The organism is Streptomyces sp. AM25 (assembly GCF_058146165.1).
Map to the genome: position 1 here is coordinate 331,780 of NZ_JBKIWN010000006.1, position 21,723 is coordinate 353,502.

Consider the following 21,723-nt stretch of genomic DNA (forward strand, 5'->3'; position numbering starts at 1 on the left):
GCCGTGCACGACCTCACCCAGGGCATCCGCGCCAGGGGCGGCATCGGCGAGTCCACCCTCCGCCCCGACGGCACCCTCAAGGTCAGCGGCGAATTCGCCTACGCCTCCGACCTCTGGCACGAGGGCATGCTGTGGGGCTTCACCCTCCGCAGCCCCCACGCCCACGCCCGGATCCTGTCCGTCGACGTCTCCGGGGCGCTGAGCACCGCCGGGGTGCACGCCGTCATGACCCATGACGACCTCCCGGCCGAGACCCGCTACGGGCTGGAGATCAAGGACACGCCCGTCCTCGCCGACGGCGTCGTGCGCTACCACGGCGAGCCCGTGGCCCTCGTCGCCGCCGACCACCCCGAGACCGCCCGCCGCGCGGCGGCGAAGATCAAGGTGGAGTACGGGCAACTCCCCGTCGTCACCGACGAGAAGACCGCCACCGCGCCCGGCGCCCCGGTCCTGCACCCGGGGCGCGACGACCATCATGCCGCCCACTCCCCGCACCCCAACATCGTCCACCGCCAGCCCGTCGTCCGCGGCGACCTGGCCGCGGCACGGCGGCGGGCCGACGTCGTCGTGCGCGGCGAGTACGAGATGGGCATGCAGGACCAGGCCTTCCTGGGCCCGGAGTCGGGCCTCGCCGTGCCCGCCGAGGACGGCGGCGTCGACCTCTACATCTCCACCCAGTGGCTGCACGCCGACCTGCGCCAGGTCGCCCCCGTCCTCGGGCTGCCCGAGGACAAGGTGCGCATGACCCTCTCCGGCGTCGGCGGCGCCTTCGGCGGCCGCGAGGACCTGTCCATGCAGGCCCACGCGTGCCTGCTGGCGCTGCGCACCGGCAAACCCGTAAAGATCGTCTACAACCGCTTCGAGTCCTTCTTCGGGCACGTCCACCGCCATCCCGCGAAGCTCGCGTACGAGCACGGTGCCACCCGTGACGGCACATTGCTCTACGTCCGGTGCCGCATCGTCCTCGACGGCGGCGCCTACGCCTCCTCCTCCCCGGCCGTCGTCGGCAACGCGGCCTCGCTGGCCGTCGGCCCGTACGTCGTCGACACCGTCGACGTCGAGGCCCTCGCGCTCTACACCAACAACCCGCCCTGCGGCGCGATGCGCGGATTCGGTGCGGTGCAGGCCTGCTTCGCCTACGAGGCGCAGATGGACCGGGTCGCGGCCGAAATCGGCATGGACCCGGTGGAGTTCCGGCAGCGCAACGCGATGACGCAGGGCGCGGTCATGCCGACGGGCCAGGTCGTCGACTCGCCGGCGCCCGTCGCCGAACTCCTGCGCCGCGTCAAGGCGATGCCGCTGCCGCCCGAACGGCAGTGGGAGACGGCGGGCGGCGCCCCGGACCTGCGCGCCCTGCCCGGCGGCCTGTCGAACACCACGCACGGCGAGGGTGTGGTCCGGGGTGTGGGCTACGCGGTCGGCATCAAGAACGTCGGCTTCTCCGAGGGCTTCGACGACTACTCCACTGCGCGCGTCCGTCTGGAGGTCGTGGCCGGCGAGCCCGTGGCGACCGTGCACACCGCGATGGCCGAGGTCGGCCAGGGCGGCGTCACCGTGCACGCCCAGATCGCCCGCACCGAGCTCGGCGTCGCCCGCGTCACCATCAACCCGGCCGACACCAGGGTCGGTTCGGCCGGCTCCACCTCCGCCTCCCGGCAGACCTACGTCACCGGCGGCGCGGTCAAGCACGCCTGCGAGGCCGTGCGCGAGGAGGTGCTGGAGCGGGGACGGGCCCGCTTCGGCTCGTACCACCCGGCGTGGGCGACGGCCGAACTCCTCCTGGAGGACGGCAAGGTCGTCACCGACGGCGGCGAGGTCCTCGCCGACCTCGTCGACGTCCTGGAGGACACGTACGTGGAACGCGAACTGGAGTGGCGCCACCGGCCCACCGAACCGTTCGACCTGCGGACCGGCCAGGGGCGGGGGCACGTCCAGTACTCCTTCGCCGCGCACCGGGCGGTCGTCGAGGTCGACACCGAACTCGGCCTGGTGAAGGTGGTGGAGCTGGCCTGCGCGCAGGACGTCGGCAAGGCGCTCAACCCGCTGTCCGTCACCGGTCAGATCCAGGGCGGCTCCACCCAGGGCCTGGGGCTCGCCGTCATGGAGGAGATCGTGGTCGACCCGGCGACCGCGAAGGTGCGGAATCCCTCCTTCACGGACTATCTGATCCCCACCATCCTCGACACCCCCGCCATCCCGGTGGACATCCTCGAACTCGCGGACGAGCACGCGCCGTACGGGCTGCGGGGTGTGGGCGAGGCGCCCACGCTTTCCTCGACGCCGGCCGTGGTGGCCGCCATTCGCGCTGCCACGGGGCTCGCCTTGCGGCGGGTGCCTGTGAGGCCTGAGCATCTTACGGGTGGCTGAGCGAGTCCTTAGGCTGCGGGTTGTTCTTGGTCGATCGCGCAGTTCCCCGTGCCCCTGGCGGGGCGCGGCACCCCCCTTGGAGCATCATGACCCAAGCGCCCGTACGGCCGGATGCTCCGGTCGTACAACTGACCTGGCACGACCGCTACTTCCACTTGACCGAGCGTGGATCGACCGTTGCCCGCGAAGTGCGCGGCGGTATCACCACCTTCATGGCCATGAGCTACATCCTCCTGCTCAACCCCCTCATCCTCTCCGGCCCCGACGTCCGGCACCACACGCTCGGGCACGCCCCGCTGATCACTGCAACCGCCTTCGCCGCCGCGGTCTCCACGCTGCTCATGGGTTTCATCGGCAAGGTGCCGCTCGCCCTGGCCGCCGGGCTGGGGGTCTCCGGCGTGCTCTCCACGCAGGTCGTGCCGCACATGACCTGGCCGCAGGCGATGGGCATGTGCGTGGTCTACGGCGCCGTGATCGTCCTGCTCGTCCTCACCGGCCTGCGCGAGCGCGTCATGAACGCGATTCCGACCTCGCTCAAGCACGCCATCACCATGGGCATCGGCATGTTCATCGCCCTCATCGGCCTGGTGAAGGGCGGCTTCGTGCACGAGGCGAAGGGCGGCGGCGGGCCCGTCACGCTCGGGCCGGCCGGGGAACTCGCCGGATGGCCCGTGCTGGTCTTCTGCATCACGCTGCTGCTCGTCTTCATGCTCCAGGCCCGCAACGTTCCCGGGGCGATCCTCATCGGCATCGTCGCCGGCACCGTGCTCGCCGTCGTCGTCGACGCGGCCGGCCTGTCCGGGTCCGGGGCCTGGCAGAACGGGCCTCCGCGGCTGCAGGGCAGCGCGGTGTCCATGCCGGACTTCTCGCTCTTCGGGCACGTGGAGTTCGGCGGCTGGGGCTCGGTCGGCGCCCTCACCGTCGGCCTGATCGTCTTCACGCTCGTCCTCGCGGGGTTCTTCGACGCGATGGCCACGATCATCGGCGTCGGTTCGGAGGCCCAACTGGCCGACGCGCAGGGCCGGATGCCGGGTTTGAGCAGGGCGCTGCTGGTCGACGGCGCGGGCGGGGCGATCGGAGGGGTGGCCGGCGCGTCGGGACAGACGGTCTACGTGGAGTCGGCGACGGGCGTGGGGGAGGGTGCGCGCACCGGGCTGTCCTCGGTGGTGACCGGACTCCTCTTCGCCGCCTGCCTGTTCTTCACCCCGCTGACGCGCATCGTGCCCGGCGAGGTCGCCGCCGCGGCGCTGGTGGTCATCGGCGCGATGATGATGGGCAGCGCCCGGTACATCGACTGGACGGACCGGGCCGTCGTGATCCCGGTCTTCCTGACCGTCGTGCTCATGCCCTTCACCTACTCCATCACCGTCGGCGTCGGCGCGGGCGTCATCGCCTTCACCGTGATCAAGGCGGCCGAGGGCAAGTGGCGCGAACCCGGCGCCTTCATGTGGGCGCTCAGCGCGGTCTTCACGGGCTACTTCGCGCTGCATCCGATCGAACAGTGGCTGGGAGTCACGTGAGGAGGGCACGGTGCTGGACCTGGCGGACGAGCTGACGCGCTGGTGCGCGGAGGGCCGCGACTTCGCGGTGGCCACGGTGACCGCGGTGCAGGGCAGCGCACCCCGGCAGCCCGGTGCGGCGCTCGCGGTCGACGCGGACGGCACGGCCGTCGGATCGGTGTCGGGCGGGTGCGTCGAGGGCGCGGTCTACGACCTGTGCCGCGAGGCGCTGGAGGGCGGAGAACCGCTGACGGAACGGTTCGGCTGGTCCGACGAGGACGCGTTCGCCGTCGGCCTGACGTGCGGCGGCGTGATCGACGTCCTGGTGACCCCGGTGCGGCGCGACGCGCCATGGCGCGCGGTGTGCACGGAGGCCCTGGCGGCGGCCGCCCGGAAGGAGCGCGCGGCGCTCGTCCGGGCGCCGCACGGCGGCGCGTTGCTCGTCCGGGCCGGCGGAGCCGTGGAGGGCACGCTGGGCGGCGGACCGGAACACGACCGGGCGGCCGCTGCGGAGGCCGCCGCCCTCCTGGAGACGGGTGGCCGCACCGCGGTACTGGACCTCGGCTGCGACGCCCCCGCGACCGTCCTCGTGGAGACGAGCGGGCCGCCGCCGCGCATGCTCGTCTTCGGCGCGATCGACTTCGCGGCCGCGCTGGCGGGGGCCGGGAAGTTCCTCGGCTACCACGTCACGGTCTGCGACGCCCGCCCGGTCTTCGCCACAGCCCGCCGCTTCCCGGGCGCGGACGAGGTCGTCGTGGACTGGCCCCACCGCTACCTCGACGCGCAGGCCGCGTCCGGGCGCCTGGACGCCCGGACGGTCCTGTGCGTCCTCACCCACGACGCCAAGTTCGACGTGCCGCTGCTGGAACGGGCGTTGCGGCTGCCTGTCGCCTACGTCGGCGCGATGGGCTCGCGCCGCACGCACCGGGACCGGCTGTCCCGGCTGCGCGAGGCGGGCGTGGGCGAGGACGCACTGTCCCGGCTGCACTCCCCGATCGGCCTGGACCTCGGGGCCCGTACGCCCGAGGAGACGGCCCTGTCCATCGCGGCGGAGATCGTCGCGGTGCGCAGGGGCGGATCGGGGGTACCGCTCACCGGGACGCGGGCGCCGATCCACCACGACGGTCCGCCGGCCGACGCGTCAGGTGCGGGAGGAGAACAGCGGAAGGTAGCCGCGTGACTGCCCGTCGGCGGTGGGGTGGTAGGACTCGTCGACGGGGAACGTGAGGCTGTGCAGCCAGGGATGGGGATCGCCGGAGCAGATCTCGTGCCCGGCGAAGGCGGGGTTGGCGTCCGCGAAGACCAGCCGGTGGCGGACGGCGGCCTTGGCGGTGACGGCGTTGAGCTCGTCCTCGGCGCGGTCGATCGCCTCCCGCTTGTGCTCGCTGAGGCCGATCTGGCAGCTGCCGTGGAGCTTGTAGAGGTGCGGGTAGCCGAGCACGACGACGCGGGCGGCGGGGGCCCGGTGCCCGAGGGCGTCGTAGAGCTTGTCGAGCTTGTCGGGCAGGACGTCCGCGATGAACGCGCGGGCCTCGTTCACGCGCTCGACGCACGCGCCGTCGTCGGGGCTGACGGCGCACTCCTGCATGACCTTGGCGAACCCGGCGTCGTTGGCCCCGGCCGTGATGCTGACGAGCCCGGTCTGCCGGGAGAGCGGCCCCATCTGCGATTTCTGCACGTCCTCCGTGGTGGCACCGGAGCAGGCGGTGAAGGAGAAGGAGCCGGGGGAGTGGGCCTTGGCCCAGAGGGCGGGATAGGCCCGGGCGCTGCGCTTGCACTGCCCGCTGCCGAAGTCGTAGGCGCCGGCGCCGAGACCGGAGGAGTAGGAGTCGCCGAGGGCGACGTACTGGGAGTGGGTCATGACGGCGTCGTCGGCGGTGGCGGTGGTCACGGTGCCGGTGAGCAGGAGCGCGGTCACTGCGCCGAGGAGTGCGACGCGGGGCATGTGGGTGGTCATGTCCCGCCAACGAGGAGGGTGTTGAGGCGGACACGGGTGGTGCATCCCGGAAGGGGCGCGGGGAACTGCGCGACCGGCCACAGCGGACCCGCAGCCGCAGGACCGGTGATCGCGGGTTGACGCCGCTCATACCTGTGGCATGCTGGGCAGCGAAGGTGCCGTGCAGGCCCGCGCTTCTGCGCGGCTTTTCTGTGCACTCCGCGGCGTACGCGCCGTGCGGCACCGACGCTGTCCGTACGAGCGAGGAGGTGATCGGGATGACCAGTCGGAGTCCCGAGGGAAGTCCTCGCTGCAGCGTGTCTTTCTGCTGATCACTGTCTGATCGCATTTCGCTGTTCAGCGCTGTCGCGCGCATTTCCCCTCTCCGAGAATTCCTGAACGGCCGTTCCCGGCCCCGTCCCCGGGCATTTCGTCCTGCCCGCGCCGGGACCTTCGGCCTGTCGTACATCCGCTCACTGTCCGTGCCACGGTCCTCGACCGGCCGCGCCGTCGTGCCATGCCTCGCCATGTCCCGCGGCGCCGCGCCGTCATGCCGTCGTGCCCGGAGAGAGGTTCCGCCATGACCAACACCGTTCTCACCCCCCAGAAGCTCGCACCGCCGGGCCGCGGCCGCCGCGACCGCCGGACCGCGGAGCTGGAGGCGCGCACCCGCGCCGTCGGCGAGCGCCTCGTGCGCTTCAGCTCCATGCCCGCACCGCAGGTGCTGCGCGACACCGACGCCACCACGCACGGCCTCCGGCAGGACGAGGCCGCCGAGCGCCTGGAGCGCTTCGGCGCCAACACCGTCGCCCAGGAGCGCGGCCCGCGCTTCCTCGCCCAGCTGGCCAAGGCCTTCTGGAACCCCTTCATCCTCGTCCTCGTCGCCCTGGACGCCGTCATGCTCTGGCAGTGGCTGCAGGTCGCCGACGAGGAGCCCTTCGACCCGGGCATCGCCATCCTCGCGACGATGGTGCTGGTCAGCGGGCTGCTGCGGTTCTGGCAGGAGTTCCGCTCGGGCCGCTCCGCCGCCGCCCTGCGGGCGCTGGTCACCACGACCACCGCCGTGCAGCGCCGCGCCGGCCGCACCACCGAGCCGCTGACCGTCGAGGTCCCTATGGAGCAGGTCGTCCCCGGCGACCTCGTGCGCCTCGCGGCCGGCGACCTCGTCCCGGCCGACCTGCGGCTGCTCACGGCCAAGGACCTCATGGTCAGCCAGGCCGCACTGTCCGGCGAGTCCCTCCCGGTCGCCAAGGCCGACACCAGGACCCGCGACTACGGCCAGCACGCCACCACCGACCCCGTCGAGGCCGACAACCTGTGCCTGATGGGCACGTCGGTCACCTCCGGCACGGCCACCGGCGTCGTCGTCGCCACCGGCGCCGACACCTACTTCGGCTCGATGGCCGGCTCGCTCGTCGGCGAGCGCCCGCAGACCAGCTTCGACACCGGCGTGAAGAAGGTCAGCTTCCTGCTGATCCGCTTCATGCTCGTCATGGTCCCCGTCGTCCTCGCGATCAACGGGTTCACCAAGGGCGACTGGGCCGAGGCCTTCACCTTCGCGGTCGCCGTCGCGGTCGGGCTCACGCCCGAGATGCTGCCGATGGTGGTCACCACCAACCTCGCGCGCGGCGCCGTCGCCATGGCCAAGCGCAAGGTCGTCGTCAAGCGCCTCAACGCCATCCAGAACCTCGGCGCCATGGACGTGCTCTGCACGGACAAGACCGGCACGCTCACCGAGGACCGCATCGTCCTCGACCGCTACCTCGACGTCCACGGCCAGGAGGACATGGAGGTCCTGGAGCACGCCTACCTCAACAGCCACTTCCAGACCGGGCTGCGGAACCTGATGGACCAGGCGGTCATCGACCGGGTGCTCGAAGCCGAGGAGGTTGTCGTCGACGCGCGTTTCACGATGGTCGACGAGATCCCCTTCGACTTCGCCCGCCGGCGGATGTCCGTGGTCCTCAGCCGCAACGACCTCTCCGGGCCCGCCGCCGAGCACGTGATCATCACCAAGGGCGCCGTCGAGGAAGTCCTCGCGCTGTGCACCCACATGACCGACCGGGGCAAGCGGATCGAGCTCACCGACGAGCTGCGCCGCACCGTCACCCGCACCGCCGAGGACCACAACCGGCAGGGCCTGCGCGTGCTGGCCGTCGCGACGAAGACGCTGCCCGCCGAGCGGGAGACCTACACCGTCGCGGACGAGGCCGAGCTGACGCTCATCGGCTTCCTCGCCTTCCTCGACCCGCCGAAGCAGGACGCCGCCGAGGCGCTGCGCGCGCTGGCCGACAACGGCGTGGCCGTCAAGGTCGTCACCGGCGACAACGAGCTCGTCGCCGCCCGCGTCTGCGCGGACGTCGGCATCGACGTGGGCGAGGTCGTCACCGGCTCCGTCATCGACACCCTCGACGAGGCCGGGCTGCGCCGGCTGGTCCGCGGCACCACGGTGTTCGCCAAGACCAACCCGGTGCAGAAGGCCCGCATCGTGCGCGCCCTGCAGGCCGAGGGCCACACGGTCGGCTTCCTCGGCGACGGCATCAACGACGCGGCGGCGCTCCGCGAGTCCGACGTCGGCATCTCCGTCGACACGGCCGTCGACATCGCCAAGGAGTCCGCGGACATCATCCTGCTGGAGAAGGACCTCACCGTCCTGGAGCAGGGCGTGCTGCAGGGACGCCAGACCTTCGGCAACACCATCAAGTACATCAAGATGACGGCCTCCTCGAACTTCGGGAACGTCTTCTCGGTGCTGGTGGCCTCCGCCTTCATCCCGTTCCAGCCGATGCTGGCCATGCAGCTGCTCGTGCAGAACCTCGCGTACGACATCTCGCAGCTGGCCACCCCCTGGGACCGGATGGACAAGGAGTACCTGCGCAAGCCCCGCACGTGGGACGCCAAGGGCATCGGCCGCTTCATGCTCGTCATGGGGCCGACCAGCTCCGTCTTCGACATCAGCACCTTCCTGCTGATGTGGCACGTCTTCGGGGCCAACAGCGAGGCGCACCAGTCACTCTTCCAGTCCGGCTGGTTCGTCGAGGGCCTGCTGACGCAGACGCTGGTCGTGCACATGCTGCGCACCCGCAAGGTCCCGTTCCTGCAGTCGCGCGCCACCGCGCCCGTGCTGCTGATGACCGCGCTGGTGATGGCCGTCGGCGTCCTGCTGCCGTTCTCGCCGATCGCCTCGGCGCTCGGCATGCAGGCGCTGCCCATGAGCTACTTCCCGTGGCTCGTCGGGACGCTGGTCGCGTACTGCCTGCTGACACAGGGTGTTAAGACCTGGTACATCCGCCGGTTCAACAGCTGGCTGTGACGAACCGATAGAGATCAGGGCGAGAACGAGGAAAGCAGAGGGTGGATCGTGGTCGTGATCAATGAGTGGCACATGGCGGCCAACATCGGGGCCGGTCTCGGCTTCGGTGCCGTCATCGGCCTGGAGCGCCAGTGGCGGGCCCGGATGGCGGGGCTGCGGACCAATGCGCTCGTCGCGGCCGGGTCCGCCCTCTTCGTCCTGCTCTCGCAGTACGGCTTCGTCGCCGCGACGAGCAGCACGGGCTACGACGGCTCGCGCGTCGCCGCGCAGATCGTCTCCGGTATCGGTTTCCTCGGCGCGGGCGTCATCATGCGCGACGGGCTGAGCGTGCGCGGCCTGAACACGGCCGCCACGCTGTGGTGTTCGGCCGCGGTCGGCGCCCTGGCCGGGACCGGGCTGTACATCGTCGCGGGGCTGGGCACGCTGGGCGTGGTCGGCGCCAACACCCTGCTGCGGCCGCTGGCGCGCGGCCTGGACCGCGGGACGCGCGGCGGGGCCGGGGCCGAAGTGGCCACCGACTACCACTTCGAGGTGGTCTGCACCGAGCCCGAGGAGGCGCACGTGCGCACCCTCGTCGTGCAGGCCGTCGCCCGGCCCGGCTTCCAGCTGCGCTCGGTGCGCAGCGAGGACGCGGAGACGGCGGGCAAGGTGATCGTCTCGGCCGACCTCACCACCGAGCGCCGCGACGACAGCCTCCTGGAGGAGGCCGTCAGCCGGCTCTCCCTGGAGCCCGCGGTCTCGGCCGTGAGCTGGACGGTGCTGCACGAGCCCGACAACGGTACGGACGACGCGGACGACGACTACACGGCGGGCCGCGGGGCCCGGCGCCGGGTGCGGAACCTGTTCACCGGGCGGTGGTCGTAGCCGCAGCGCCCCGTAGGGGCGCGGGGGACTGCGCGAGCGCCAGGACGCGCGGGTGCTGGACTTCGTGCGCGGCATGGACGCCGCCGGAAAGGTCGTGCGGGCGGGCCACCTGAGCGCGGGGACGGGCGAGCCGTTCCGTCCCGAGAACCCCCGCCCGTCCCCGCGCATCCGCCCGCCCCGGGCCCAGGAAGGAACTGTCCATGCTGATACTCGACTTCGACGGCGTCGTCTGTGACGCTTTCGAGGAATGCGCGGTCGTCACCCGGCACGCCGGGGCCGATCCCCGGGCGACCGCCGCCGCACCGCCCGCCGAGCTGGCCGCCGCGCTCCCCCCGGCCTTCCTCGACCGGTTCCGCACCGTACGGAAGCACTCCCGGCTGCTGGAGCACTTCATGGTGGCGAACGACCCGCGCAGCGAATCCGTCCGCACCCAGGCCGAGTTCGACGCACTGTACGCCGCACTGCCCGCGGACCGGTGCACCCGGCAGGCCGCGGGCGCCACCGCGCTGCGTACCGAACTCCGCCGCAGGCACCGCACCCAGTGGCTGGCCGTGCACCGGCTCTACCCCGGCATCCGCGCCCTGATGGAACGGCACGAGCGGACCAGCATCGTCACCGCGAAGGACGAGGCGTCCGTGCGGGAGATCCTCGCCCACCACGGCCTCGACCACACGGTGGCGTCCGTCGTCGGCGAGTGTGCCGACAAGCGCACCGCGGTCCTGGAGCTCGTCGAGGGCGACGGACTGCGGCCCGAGCACGCCACGTTCGTCGACGACAACCTGCGCAACGCCCTCCAGGTCCGGGACACCGGCGCCCGCGCGCTGTGGGCCTACTGGGGCTACCACACGGACGAACCCGTACGCACAGCACTGCAGCGCCGCATACGCCGGGTGTACCTCCCGGAGCCGGCCCGGCCGGCGGCCTGACACACGACCGAAGAGAGGATCCGTCATGACGGTGAAGGTGCGATTCGCCCTGACCAGCCACGGAGAGCTGGGCGACACCGGCAGGAGAACCGGCTTCTACGTGCCCGAAGTCGCCCACCCCGCCCAGGTGTTCAAGGAGGCCGGCTGCGAGATCGGCTTCGTCTCGGTCCTGGGCGGTGCCCCGCCGCAGGACGGTGTCAAGCCCGACGACACCGTCGTCGCGGACTTCCTCCGGGAGCACCGGGAAGCTCTGGCCGCCACGCCCGCCGCCGGCCAGGTGGCCGCCGAGGACGTGGACATCCTCTTCTACGCGGGCGGGCACGGCGCCATGTGGGACTTCCCCGACGCCACCGCGCTGGCCGAGCTGGCGGCCGGGGTGTACGAGCGCGGGGGAGTGGTGGCCGCGGTCTGTCACGGCCCGGCCGGGCTGGTGAACGTGCGCCTCTCCGACGGCAGTCACCTCGTCGAGGGCAAGCAGGTCTCGTCCTTCACCGACGAGGAGGAGGCCGCCGTCGGCCTCACCGGCGTCGTGCCCTTCCTGCTGGAGAGCACGCTCGTACGGCGCGGCGCCAAGTTCACCAAGGCGCCGGACTTCACCGAGCACGCCGTCGCCGACGGCCGCCTCGTGACCGGGCAGAACCCGGCCTCCGCCGACCGCGTGGCCCGGCTGGCTCTGGAGGCGCTGCGGCACTGAGCACGGCAGCGGGAGCGATCGCAGCATTGAGCACGGCAGCGGGAGCGATCGCAGCATTGCAGGAATTGCAGGAATTGCAGAGACGAAGCACCGGCTCCCCGGGAGGAGCTGGTGCTTCCGCACGATCCGGTGCACTGGGGATTCGCAAAGGCCGATGCCGTACTGCAACGGCTCGGCAACACTGAGCGTCCGACCGAATGAACTGCGAACGCACCGGCGATGTCCAGCGACGCCACACGATGTCCCATGATGTGCAAACGGGGGAAACCGTCATGCAGGCACTGCAGTTGGGCTGGTTGCGCACCTTCGTCTCCGTCTACCGGCGCGGCTCGTTCACCCGCGCGGCCCGGGAACCGGGGCTCTCCCAGCCCGCGGTCACCCAGCAGATCCGGGGCCTGGAGAAGAAGCTCGGCAGGTCGCTGTTCGAGCGGCTCCCGGAAGGGGTCCGGCCCACGGAGGCTGCAGAAACGCTCATGCGCGACGTTCAGGCGCCCATCGACGCCCTGGGCGAGGTCGTCGACCGCCTCGTGGCCTGTCCGAGGTCGAGAGGAACTCGACGCGCTGATGGCCGCACTGCGCGACGACGTCCTGGCGTACGAACCGGGCTGCGTCCGCTTCGACTACGTCCGCGACCAGGACGCCCCGCTGCGCCGCCCCGTCATCGAGGAGTACCGCGACGAGGCGGCCCTGGAGTTCCACCAAGGAACCGCCTACCTGGGGGAGTTCCTGCCGAGGCTGCTGCCGTGCCTGGAGGAGTTCCCCGAGGTGACCGAGTACCGCTCGGTGGCGCCGGGGCCGGACTCGGTCCCGGACGGTCTGTTCCACGTCGGCATGGTGGTCCCGGACCTGGAGAAGGCGGTGGCGCTCCACTCCGGCGTCCTCGGCATCGAGTTCACCGAACCGCACGTCTTCCGCATCCCGCTGCTGGAGGACCCGGACCCGCACCCTGCCGAGCTCACCGCGGTGTTCTCGCGCACGGGAGCCCCGTACTACGAGCTCATCCAGGCCGCCGGGGACGGCGTCATCTCGGCGGAGCACTGCGGCAGGATCCTGTACTACGGGGTGTGGGAGCCGGACATGGACGCGCGGCTGGAGCACCTGCAACGCCAGGGCGTCGGGGTGGACGCCTGCTTCCGCCCGGGCCCCGGCGAGACGCCGTTCGCGGTCGTCACCGCGCCGGACCTGCTGGGGGCGCGGATCGAGTACGTGGGCCTGGCGGACCGGGCGCCGATCGAGGAGTGGGTGCGGACGGGGCGCTATCCGGAATAGCTCACCCGAACCTGCAGAGGTCGCCGAGGTGCGCACGCAGCACCTCGGCACACGTCTGTGCACCGAGAACGTCCGGGTGCAGGACCGTGCTGAGGCCGAGACCGTCCAGGAGGGCGGCCAGGCGCTCGGTCTCGAAGGCCAGATGGCGGCCGGGGCGCAGGGTGCCCGCCTCGTCGAGCCGGGTCAGGACGCGGTGGGCCAGCCGGCGCGTGCCCGTGGCGGTCCGGCGGGAGAGCGCCGCGAAGGCGGGGTCGGTGCGGGCGGCCGCGTTGAAATCGAGGAAGACGGTGACTTCGGCGCGGCGGCGCTCGTCCAGGGGGAGCAGCTCGGACAGGAAGTCGGCGACGAGGCGGAGTTGTTCGTCGCGGGGGTGGTCGGCCAGGTTCCCTATGTGCTCGATGCGCCGGTGGAGGCGTTCGTCGAGGCGGTCGAGCATCGCCTGCATGGCGAAGTCCATCAGCTCCTGCTGATTGGCGAAGTAGTGCCGCACGGAGCCGATGTTGAGGCGCGCCTCGTCGGCGACGGCGCGCAGGGAGGCCCGTTGCAGGCCGTCCCGTACGACGACGCGGAAGAGGGCGTCGACGACGTCGCGGCGGCGGGCGTCGGGGTCCACGAGCTTGGGCATGCCGTCTTTTTATCACGCCCGTGATAAATTCTTTCTGTCACGCCCGTGATAAAAAGATGCCGGGAGGCTCCGTGCAGAGGTACCTCGACTTCATGCTCATCAGGTTCGGCCTGGTGGCGGGCGGTTTGGTGGCGCTGGCCCTGGTGGTCTTCGCCGTGGCCCTGGCCCTGAAGCGGCGGGGCAGGCTCGACGAGGTGCGCCGGCGCGCGGACCCGGCCGTGCGGGCGGCGGTCCGTACGGTGGTGAAGCGCATGGAGAGCCGACGATGACCGCCCTCGCCGTGGAATCCGCCGCCCTTCTCCGCGAGTTGATCCTGGACCGCGTCGCCAAGGGCCTGATCGTGGTGGCCGCCGTGGTCGTACTCGCGCGGGGGACGGCCGTGATCTGGCGGAGAGTGGGCCGCAAACGGTGACGATGGCGGCAGGGGTGGGGAGGCCGCCGCGTTGCGGAACTCTCCACTCCGCCAGCGCAAATCCTCGCCGCGGGCACGCTGGATGGAGGATTTGCGCTGTCGGAAGCGTTGTTTCCGGATTTTCCGGCGGTGCACAGGGCGCTGCCGCAAGGGCGCATCGTCCCGGCTGTCCTCCCGCTGGATGCTCCCCGGTTGCGCCCTGCCGGGATTCCGTTGCAGATCCTACGGTCCCTGGCCATGGGCGGACTCGGAAAGGTTCTGAAGCAGCGCTGGGGCGTGGTGCTCCTTGTGCTGGGCATGCTGGCTTGGGCCGGGGGTGTGATCGGGCCAGGTGTGTTCATTCTGGCGGCCGTGGCCTCCATCCTCTACTTCCTGTTGCAAGCGCCGCTTCGGTGCATTGCCATGGGGCGGAAGGAGAGGTGCCGCAACAATGCGCAGGGACTGTTGCGCGGGTGCTGGATCCGGGAGCACAAGTGGCAGGGAATGAAGGCGTTGTTCGGGGCGGGAGGTCAGGGGACGCAGCGCAATACGGTGCTCATGGCGGATCGCGCGCAGATGAGTGCGTCATTCGGCGTGGCGGCAGGCGTGCTGTCGGCGCTCGTCGCCCTCGCGAACTTCACCTTCAAATGACGCTCCCTCACTGCCCCCGCCAGATGTTGTCGAAGGCCGCCTGCTCGATGTCCCGCCGTTGCCGGGCGGCCTCCAGTTCCAGCAGGGCGTCGTTGACCGCGGCCAGTACGGTCGCGGTCGCGTCGTCGGGCGGGCCCGGGGCGTCTCCCGGTCCCTCCTCGCGGATGCCGACCGCCGTCGCCAGGGCGGTGAGGACGGGCTCGTCCGCCGCCCAACGGTCCTCCGCCAGGCGGCGGTCGAGCGAGTCGGTCAGGGTCGTCCGGCCGGCGCCGAAGGGCTTCCAGTGGGGCCGTTGCCGCGTGAGCTGCCCGTCCGCCTCAAGGGCGGCCAGATAGGCCGCGGCCAGTCCGCGGCCTCTGCGCCACAGCCAGTCGCCGACGGACTCGTACGGCGCCTCGCGGATGAGCGCCGCCGCGGCCTCGTCCAGCAGGCGGTCCGCCGTGGCCGCGGCGTGGCCGGGCACGATTCGGTCGTCGTCCAGCGTGACCGCCTCCGCGGCCAGGAGGTCGATCAATTCGGCGCCTGCGAGCGCGAGGGACAGCCGGCCCTGTTCCACGGGGCTCTCGGGTGCCGTGTCCATGGCGATGATGGTCAGGTCCCGGGGTGTGGTCATGGGCCGAGCCTAGGGAATGAGGACGGCGCCCGCACTCCGTGCCCACGCGTCCGCCTTCACGGCCGCGACGAACAACGACCAGGCCCCGGCCGGGACCGCTAGCGCGGGGCCTGCCGGGGCCGTTTTGCTGTCGCGTATGGGGACGGTGTGCGGGAGGTCGGTGCGTATCTCGATGCAGCTTCCGCCGTCGCCGTCGCTGTACGTGCTCTTGCGCCACGCTTCTCGGGTGCTCATCTCGCGTAGTCCTCCGCTGCGGATTCGACCAGGGCCAGGGACTTCTCCGGGGACAAGGCGGACGCCCTGACAAGATCGTAGGCCAGTTGGCACCGCTCGACGACGATCGGATCGTCCACGAGGTTTCCCGTCTTCGGCCCCTCGTGATAGGCAACGGGAGGCGCATCCTCGAAGGTCATGAGGGCGAGCATCCCGGAACACCCCGGCGCGCCCGCTGAAAAGGGCAGCACCTGGAGGACAATGCGGCGCCTCCGCGCCAGATCCGCGATGTGACACAGCTGTTCGTGCATCACGGCGGCTCCGCCCACCTGCCGCCTGATGACGCTCTCGTCGAGAACTGTCCAGACCGTGGGGCTGGTTGGGTGCTTGAGGATACGGGAGCGGTCGAGCCTTGCTGCGACGCTGCTTTCAACCCATTCGTCCGGTGCAACGGGCTGACTGGCCAGGAGGACCGCCCGTGCGTAGGCGGCCGTCTGCAGCAGCCCCGGCACGAACGTCGTCGCGTACTCGCGGATCGTGGCCGCGATGCCTTCGAGATACACGGCCTCCGCGAAGTACGTGGCGTACGGCGAGCTGTCGATCAGCCTCTTGCACATCCGCCCCAGGAGACCGCCCGTCTCCAGCACCGCATCCATCCGCTGTGCCAGATCCAGCTGCGGCTTCCGGATTGCCGTCTCGAACTGGCCGATGTACGAGCCCGAGCAGAAGACGCGCGCCCCCAGCTCCTGCTGGGTGAGCCCTGCCGCTTCCCGGAGCCGCTTCAGCTCGGTGCCGAAGAACTCCCAACCCAGCTTCGGCTGCCCGAATGTCCAACTTGCCATGGCGCAACTCCCCCTGCGGAACAGGCTTGTTGCCAAGTCATAGTAGCGCCGCAGGGGAACGGGTCGCGCCCGTCCGTCACTCGCCCACGTCCCGCCCCCGCAGGTCATCCAGGGTCTCGCGGCGTACCAGGAGCCGGGCCAGGCCGTCCGCGACCGCGACGACCGGGGGGCGGCCCACCAGGTTGTAGGCCGAGGCCATCGAGACGTGGTAGGCGCCGGACGCCGGGACCGCGAGGACGTCGCCGGGGCGGATGTCGCCGGGGAGCGGGACGTCCTCCGCGAGGACGTCGCCGGCCTCGCAGTGGCGGCCGACCACGGTCATGGTGCGGGCCGGCACCGGTGAGGTGCGGCCCACGAGGCGGACCGTGTAGCGGACGCCGTAGAGGGCGGGGCGGGGGTTGTCGCTCATGCCGCCGTCGACGGCGACGAAGGTGCGGGTGCCGGTGGTCTTGACGGCCAGGACGCGGTAGAGGGCGACGCCCGCCGGGCCCGCGATCCAGCGGCCGGGCTCGACCGTGAGGCGGGGGACCGGGAGGTCGGCGTGGGCGCAGCGGAGGGAGAGCTCGGCCGTCACCCGTTCGGCGTATGCGCGGGGGTCGATGGCGTGGTCGCCGTCGCGGTAGGCGATGGCGAAGCCGCCGCCGAGGTCGAGTTCGGGGAAGGTGACGCCGTGCACGTCGCGCAGGCGCTCCAGCAGGGAGACCATGCGGCGGACGGCCGTGACGTACGGGTTCACGGAGGCGATCTGGGAGCCCAGGTGGCAGTGCAGGCCGACGAGTTCGAGGCGCGGCTGGCCCAGGACCCGGGCCACCGCCTCCTCCGCCTCGCCGCCCGCGACGGGCAGGCCGAACTTCTGGCCCTCCATCCCGGTCTGTACGGCCACGTGCGCACCGGCCGTCACGCCCGGCACGACGCGTACCAGGACGCGCTGGCGTGAGCCCGCGGGCACCAGGGAGGCGATGCGGGCGATCTCGCAGGTGCTGTCGATGACGATGCGGCCCACGCCCAGGCGCAGGGCGGTGCGCAGGTCCTCGGGGCTCTTGGCGTTGCCGTGCAGGACGATGCGCTCGGCGGGGAAGCCTGCGTGGGCGGCGAGTTCGAGCTCGCCGGCCGAGCAGACGTCCAGGTGGAGGCCCTCCTCGGCGATCCAGCGGATCATGGCGCGGGAGAGGAAGGCCTTGCCGGCGTAGGCGACGTCGGCGCCGGGCAGGGCGGCCTTCCAGGCGCGGGCGCGGGCCCGGATCTCGCCCTCGTCGACGATGTAGGCGGGGGTGCCGAAGCGGTCGGCGAGTTCGGCGAGCGGGACGCCTCCGACGGCCGGGGCGCCGCCCGGGAACGGCTCGGTGAAGGACGCGGGCCAGACGGGAGAGGTGGCGGGAGAGGACTGGTGCGGCAGCCGGGGCGCGGCGGCGGAGGCAAGGGGAAGCGACACGAAGGGCCTCCTTCGGGTGGTGCGGTGGCCAGTGGTGCGGTACGGGGGTCCGGACGAGAAGGTCAGGCGGGGGTGACCGGCAGCAGCTCGGGGCCTTCGGGGAGGGACGTCACGGCGGGGGCCGTCAGCTGCGGGTCCACGGAGACGAGGGCCACGCCGAGGGGTTCGGCCAGGGCCCGTACCGCGGGGAGGGCGAGGCGCACGGAGTCGGCTCCGGGGCCCAGGCAGTCGAGGAGGGCCCGCCCGGAGGTGAAGGCGACGGCCGTGCGGGAGCCGAGGGGGGTGCGGAAGACGCGCAGTGCGTAGCCGCCGCGGCAGCGCCGTACGGGAACGTACAGGGGCTCGGGGGCGCGCCGGGCGGGCTGCGGATGTGAGGGTTCGCCGTCGTCGGCGAGGGAGGCGTCGCCGGTGATGTCGCTGATGACGGCTGCGACTGCGGCCGCTTCGGAAGGGGTACGGCTGAGATGCATGACGGTCCTCGGGAGGTGTGGGAGCTGCGTCGCTCACGCTATGCCCGGAGCTGTGCCGGACGAGCGCCTCCTTGACAGCCTGTTGACCCTGCCCGGTGCACCCTTGACGGCTCGTTGACGTGGGCCTGTGAATGGGCCTGTGACGGAGCCTGTGCCGAACGCGGACGGTTGCCACCGCCTTCCAGTCTGGGGCGGGCGACGGCATTCCGCATGCCGGGCCGGGGCCCGTCCTGCACCACCGGAAACAGCGCGGCAGCACAGCAAGAACGCAGCAGCAACCAGGAGGAAGAGTGACGGCAACGAAACCCGCCGACGAGACCGGCGACGCGAGCGGATTCCGGGCCGCACGGGATTTCCTGCTCGCCCACCGCGAGGACTACAAGGCGGCGTACGAGGGGTTCGTCTGGCCGCGGCCCGAGGCGTTCAACTGGGCGCTCGACTGGTTCGACTGCATCGCCGAGAACAACGACCGCACCGCGCTGTGGATCGTCGAGGAGGACGGCAGCGAGGAGCGCCACTCCTTCGACGCCCTGCGCCGCCGCTCGGACCGGGTGGCCAACTGGCTGCGCGGCCAGGGGGTACGGGCCGGCGACCGCATCCTCGTCATGCTCGGCAACCAGGCCGAGCTGTGGGAGACGGCCCTGGCCGCCATGAAGCTGCGTGCCGTCGTCATCCCGGCCACCCCGCTGCTGGGCCCCGTCGACCTCGCCGACCGCATCGCGCGCGGCGGCGCGCGGCACGTGGTCGTCCGGGCCGAGGACACCGCCAAGTTCGCGGACGTGCCGGGTGATTACACGCGCATCGCAGTCGGGGCCGCCCCGCCCGGCGGGCAGTGGCTCGCCTACGAGGACTCGGCCGCCGCCCCCGCCGGTTTCACCCCCGACGGGCCCACCCGGGCCGGCGACCCGCTGCTCCTCTATTTCACCTCCGGCACCACCGCCCGCCCCAAGCTCGTCGAGCACACCCATGTCTCGTACCCCGTGGGTCACTTGACCACCATGTACTGGATCGGTCTGCGGCCCGGCGACGTCCACCTCAACATCTCCTCGCCCGGCTGGGCCAAGCACGCCTGGTCCAACCTCTTCGCCCCCTGGAACGCCGAAGCCACCGTCTTCGTGCACAACTACACCCGCTTCGACGCCGCGCGTCTCATGGCCGAGATGGACCGCTGCGGCGTCACCACCTTCTGCGCCCCGCCCACCGTGTGGCGCATGCTCATCCAGGCCGACCTCGGCGCGCTGGGCGCCCCGCCCCGCGAGGCCGTCTCCGCGGGCGAACCGCTCAACCCCGAGGTGATCGAGGCGGTACGGCGCTCGTGGGGAGTGACCATCCGCGACGGCTTCGGCCAGACCGAGACCACGGTCCAGGTCGCCAACCCGCCCGGCCAGCTGCTCAAGACGGGCTCCATGGGCCGGCCCACCCCCGGCTTCAGCGTCGTCCTGCTGGACCCGCACACCGGGGAGCCCGGCGACGAGGGCGAGATCGCCGTCGACCTCTCGGCCCTGCCGGTCGGTGTGATGACCGGGTACGCGGGCGACCCGGAGCGCACGGCCGAGGCGATGGAGGGCGGTTACTACCGCACCGGGGACATCGGGGCGCGGGATGCGGACGGGTACATCCGCTATGTCGGGCGCGCCGACGACGTGTTCAAGTCCAGCGACTACAAGATCTCGCCCTTCGAGCTCGAAAGCGCCCTCCTCGAACACGAGGCCGTGGCCGAGGCCGCGGTCGTCCCCGCGCCCGATCCCCTGCGGCTGTCCGTGCCCAAGGCCTACGTCGTCCTCGCCGAGGGGTGGGAGCCCGGCCCGGAGACGGCCGCGGCCCTCTTCGCCCACTCGCGGGCCGTGCTCGCCCCCTACAAGCGCGTCCGCCGCCTGGAGTTCGCGGACCTGCCCAAGACCGTCTCCGGCAAGATCCGCCGCATCGAGCTGCGCGAACGCACCGCGCAGGGCGACGGAACGGCCGAGTACCGCGAGGAGGACCACCGGTGAGCGCTCCCACGCCCTCCTACGCGGCGGGGCCCACGGACACCCCGCTGCTGGAGGAGACGATCGGCGCCAACCTGGCCCGCACGGTCGCGGCCCACGGGGACCGCGAGGCGCTCGTCGACGTCCCGGGCGGACGCCGCTGGACGTACGCGGAGTTCGGGCGGGCGGTCGAGGAGGTCGCGCTCGGGCTGCTCGCCAAGGGGGTGGCCAAGGGCGACCGGGTCGGCATCTGGGCCGTCAACTGCCCGGAGTGGGTGCTGGTCCAGTACGCCACCGCCCGCATCGGCGCCGTCATGGTCAACGTCAACCCCGCCTACCGGGTGCACGAACTGGACTACGTGCTGCGGCAGGCGGGCATCTCGCTGCTCGTCGCCTCCGTCGAGCACCGCACCAGCGACTACCGGCGCATGGTCGAGCAGGTGCGCGCCGGCTGCCCGGCCCTGCGCGACGTCGTCTACATCGACGACCCGACCTGGACCGGGCTCGTCGAGCTCGGCCGGAGCACCGACCCGGCCCGGCTGGCCGCGCGCGAGGCGGGCCTGCACTGCGAGGACCCGGTCAACATCCAGTACACCTCGGGCACCACGGGCTTCGCCAAGGGGGCCACGCTCTCCCACCGCAACATCCTCAACAACGGCTATTTCGTGGGCGAGGCCCTCGGCTACACCGCGGAGGACCGCATCGCGCTGCCCGTGCCCTTCTACCACTGCTTCGGCATGGTCATGGGCAACCTCGCGGCCACCTCGCACGGCGCCTGCATCGTCGTGACGGCCCCGTCCTTCGACGCCACTGCCGCTCTGCACGCCGTCGAGCGCGAGCACTGCACGTCGCTGTACGGCGTCCCGACGATGTTCATCGCCGAGCTCGCCCTGCCGGACTTCGCCACGTACGACCTGTCGTCGCTGCGCACCGGGATCATGGCCGGATCGCCCTGCCCGGCGGAGGTGATGAAGCGGGTGGTGGCGGAGATGCACATGGCCGAAGTCGCCATCTGCTATGGCATGACGGAGACCTCGCCGGTCTCGACGCAGACGGGCCGGGGCGACGACCTGGAGCGGCGCACCGGGACGGTGGGGCGGGTGCTGCCGCACGTCGAGGTGAAGGTCGCCGACGCCGCGACGGGCGAGGCCGTGCCGCGCGGGGAGCCGGGGGAGCTGTGCACCCGGGGGTACTCGGTGATGCTCGGCTACTGGAACGACCCGGAGCGGACGGCCGAGGCGATCGACGGCGAGCGCTGGATGCACACCGGCGACCTGGCGGTGATGGACGAGGACGGCTACGTCCGGATCGTCGGCCGCATCAAGGACATGATCATCAGGGGCGGGGAGAACGTCTACCCGCGGGAGATCGAGGAGTTCCTGCACACCCACCCGAAGATCGCCGACGTGCAGGTCGTCGGGGTGCCGGACGAGAAGTACGGCGAGGAGATCATGGCCTGCGTGATCCTGCGGAACCCGGCGGACACCCTCAGCCGCGAGGAGCTCGCGCGCTTCTGCCGGGGGAGGCTGGCGCACTACAAGGTGCCGCGGTACGTGCGGATCCTGGAGACGTTCCCGATGACGGTGAGCGGCAAGGTGCGCAAGGTGGAACTGCGCGCCGTGGGCGCCCCGTAAGGGGCGCGGGGAACTGC

The 21,723-nt window shown here is 71.8% G+C and carries 21 protein-coding genes and 1 pseudogene; 14 read left to right on the forward strand and 8 right to left on the reverse strand.

What is annotated here, in order from left to right; all coding sequences use genetic code 11:
• Positions 1-3: 3 nt before the first annotated feature.
• The 3 genes from pucD (at position 4) to ACLHRZ_RS10410 (ending at position 5,046) form a co-directional block, all read left to right on the forward strand.
• Positions 4-2,367, forward strand: a complete 2,364-nt coding sequence (gene pucD / locus ACLHRZ_RS10400) for a xanthine dehydrogenase subunit D (protein WP_490418023.1) — start codon at positions 4-6, stop codon at positions 2,365-2,367.
• Between the two features lie 86 nt (positions 2,368-2,453).
• Positions 2,454-3,887 carry an NCS2 family permease gene (locus ACLHRZ_RS10405; protein WP_490418024.1) on the forward strand — a complete coding sequence of 478 codons (1,434 nt, stop codon included), beginning with the start codon at positions 2,454-2,456 and terminating at the stop codon, positions 3,885-3,887.
• A gap of 10 nt (positions 3,888-3,897) precedes the next feature.
• The gene (locus tag ACLHRZ_RS10410; protein ID WP_490418025.1) at positions 3,898-5,046 is read left to right on the forward strand and encodes an XdhC family protein; all 1,149 of its coding nucleotides are present in this window, start codon (positions 3,898-3,900) and stop codon (positions 5,044-5,046) included.
• Here the strand turns inward: ACLHRZ_RS10410 and ACLHRZ_RS10415 are convergent.
• The gene (locus ACLHRZ_RS10415) at positions 5,008-5,811 is read right to left on the reverse strand and encodes an SGNH/GDSL hydrolase family protein (RefSeq protein WP_490418026.1); all 804 of its coding nucleotides are present in this window, start codon (positions 5,809-5,811) and stop codon (positions 5,008-5,010) included. The two genes, ACLHRZ_RS10410 and ACLHRZ_RS10415, sit on opposite strands and share 39 nt — an antisense overlap.
• 571 nt (positions 5,812-6,382) lie before the next feature.
• On the opposite strand from ACLHRZ_RS10415, the gene mgtA reads away from it, so the two are divergent.
• Both mgtA and ACLHRZ_RS10425 read left to right on the forward strand, forming a co-directional pair.
• On the forward strand, positions 6,383-9,115 hold the full coding sequence (gene mgtA / locus ACLHRZ_RS10420; protein WP_490418027.1) for a magnesium-translocating P-type ATPase: 2,733 nt from the start codon (positions 6,383-6,385) through the stop codon (positions 9,113-9,115).
• 48 nt (positions 9,116-9,163) lie between these two features.
• Positions 9,164-9,979, forward strand: coding sequence for an MgtC/SapB family protein (locus tag ACLHRZ_RS10425; protein WP_490418028.1), 816 nt, complete (start codon positions 9,164-9,166; stop codon positions 9,977-9,979).
• On the opposite strand, the gene ACLHRZ_RS10430 is transcribed toward ACLHRZ_RS10425, so the two are convergent.
• Complete coding sequence (locus tag ACLHRZ_RS10430) at positions 9,960-10,181, reverse strand: hypothetical protein (protein WP_490418029.1); 222 nt, start codon at positions 10,179-10,181, stop codon at positions 9,960-9,962. The genes ACLHRZ_RS10425 and ACLHRZ_RS10430 overlap by 20 nt on opposite strands.
• On the opposite strand from ACLHRZ_RS10430, the gene ACLHRZ_RS10435 reads away from it, so the two are divergent.
• The 4 genes and pseudogenes from ACLHRZ_RS10435 (at position 10,180) to ACLHRZ_RS10450 (ending at position 12,868) form a co-directional block, all read left to right on the forward strand.
• Positions 10,180-10,905: an HAD family hydrolase gene (locus ACLHRZ_RS10435; protein WP_490418030.1), complete on the forward strand. Its 726-nt coding sequence runs from the start codon at positions 10,180-10,182 to the stop codon at positions 10,903-10,905. The genes ACLHRZ_RS10430 and ACLHRZ_RS10435 overlap by 2 nt on opposite strands.
• Positions 10,906-10,930: 25 nt before the next feature.
• On the forward strand, positions 10,931-11,599 hold the full coding sequence (locus tag ACLHRZ_RS10440; RefSeq protein ID WP_490418031.1) for a type 1 glutamine amidotransferase domain-containing protein: 669 nt from the start codon (positions 10,931-10,933) through the stop codon (positions 11,597-11,599).
• 272 nt (positions 11,600-11,871) lie between these two features.
• Positions 11,872-12,054, forward strand: a pseudogene (locus ACLHRZ_RS10445) (helix-turn-helix domain-containing protein); the annotation flags it as partial.
• 4 nt (positions 12,055-12,058) lie between these two features.
• Complete coding sequence (locus ACLHRZ_RS10450; RefSeq protein WP_490418063.1) at positions 12,059-12,868, forward strand: VOC family protein; 810 nt, start codon at positions 12,059-12,061, stop codon at positions 12,866-12,868.
• Position 12,869: 1 nt separating this feature from the next.
• Here ACLHRZ_RS10450 and ACLHRZ_RS10455 read toward each other — a convergent pair whose 3' ends face one another.
• Positions 12,870-13,493, reverse strand: coding sequence for a TetR/AcrR family transcriptional regulator (locus ACLHRZ_RS10455; RefSeq protein ID WP_490418032.1), 624 nt, complete (start codon positions 13,491-13,493; stop codon positions 12,870-12,872).
• A gap of 71 nt (positions 13,494-13,564) precedes the next feature.
• On the opposite strand from ACLHRZ_RS10455, the gene ACLHRZ_RS10460 reads away from it, so the two are divergent.
• The 3 genes from ACLHRZ_RS10460 to ACLHRZ_RS10470 all read left to right on the forward strand — a co-directional run bounded on the left by ACLHRZ_RS10460 (position 13,565) and on the right by ACLHRZ_RS10470 (position 14,535).
• Positions 13,565-13,762 carry a hypothetical protein gene (locus ACLHRZ_RS10460; protein WP_490418033.1) on the forward strand — a complete coding sequence of 66 codons (198 nt, stop codon included), beginning with the start codon at positions 13,565-13,567 and terminating at the stop codon, positions 13,760-13,762.
• Positions 13,759-13,905 (forward strand): hypothetical protein, encoded by a 147-nt coding sequence (locus ACLHRZ_RS10465; RefSeq protein ID WP_490418034.1) that lies wholly within the window; start codon positions 13,759-13,761, stop codon positions 13,903-13,905. Before ACLHRZ_RS10460 ends, ACLHRZ_RS10465 begins: the two co-directional genes overlap by 4 nt.
• Positions 13,906-14,142: 237 nt before the next feature.
• On the forward strand, positions 14,143-14,535 hold the full coding sequence (locus tag ACLHRZ_RS10470) for a hypothetical protein (RefSeq protein WP_490418035.1): 393 nt from the start codon (positions 14,143-14,145) through the stop codon (positions 14,533-14,535).
• Between the two features lie 7 nt (positions 14,536-14,542).
• Here ACLHRZ_RS10470 and ACLHRZ_RS10475 read toward each other — a convergent pair whose 3' ends face one another.
• From ACLHRZ_RS10475 to ACLHRZ_RS10495, 5 genes are all read right to left on the reverse strand, one after another.
• On the reverse strand, positions 14,543-15,148 hold the full coding sequence (locus ACLHRZ_RS10475; RefSeq protein ID WP_490418036.1) for a GPP34 family phosphoprotein: 606 nt from the start codon (positions 15,146-15,148) through the stop codon (positions 14,543-14,545).
• A gap of 9 nt (positions 15,149-15,157) precedes the next feature.
• Entirely contained in the window at positions 15,158-15,382 is a 225-nt protein-coding gene (locus ACLHRZ_RS10480; RefSeq protein WP_490418037.1) for a DUF397 domain-containing protein, read from the reverse strand.
• Positions 15,379-16,203 carry a helix-turn-helix domain-containing protein gene (locus ACLHRZ_RS10485; protein ID WP_490418038.1) on the reverse strand — a complete coding sequence of 275 codons (825 nt, stop codon included), beginning with the start codon at positions 16,201-16,203 and terminating at the stop codon, positions 15,379-15,381. Before ACLHRZ_RS10485 ends, ACLHRZ_RS10480 begins: the two co-directional genes overlap by 4 nt.
• Before the next feature lie 76 nt (positions 16,204-16,279).
• Positions 16,280-17,599, reverse strand: a complete 1,320-nt coding sequence (gene lysA / locus ACLHRZ_RS10490) for a diaminopimelate decarboxylase (protein ID WP_490418064.1) — start codon at positions 17,597-17,599, stop codon at positions 16,280-16,282.
• A gap of 98 nt (positions 17,600-17,697) precedes the next feature.
• Positions 17,698-18,105 carry an SAV_915 family protein gene (locus ACLHRZ_RS10495; protein ID WP_490418039.1) on the reverse strand — a complete coding sequence of 136 codons (408 nt, stop codon included), beginning with the start codon at positions 18,103-18,105 and terminating at the stop codon, positions 17,698-17,700.
• A gap of 290 nt (positions 18,106-18,395) precedes the next feature.
• Here ACLHRZ_RS10495 and ACLHRZ_RS10500 point away from each other — a divergent pair, with 290 nt between their 5' ends.
• Entirely contained in the window at positions 18,396-20,096 is a 1,701-nt protein-coding gene (locus ACLHRZ_RS10500) for an AMP-binding protein (RefSeq protein WP_490418040.1), read from the forward strand.
• Positions 20,093-21,706: an AMP-binding protein gene (locus ACLHRZ_RS10505; protein WP_490418041.1), complete on the forward strand. Its 1,614-nt coding sequence runs from the start codon at positions 20,093-20,095 to the stop codon at positions 21,704-21,706. Before ACLHRZ_RS10500 ends, ACLHRZ_RS10505 begins: the two co-directional genes overlap by 4 nt.
• Positions 21,707-21,723 lie beyond the last annotated feature (17 nt).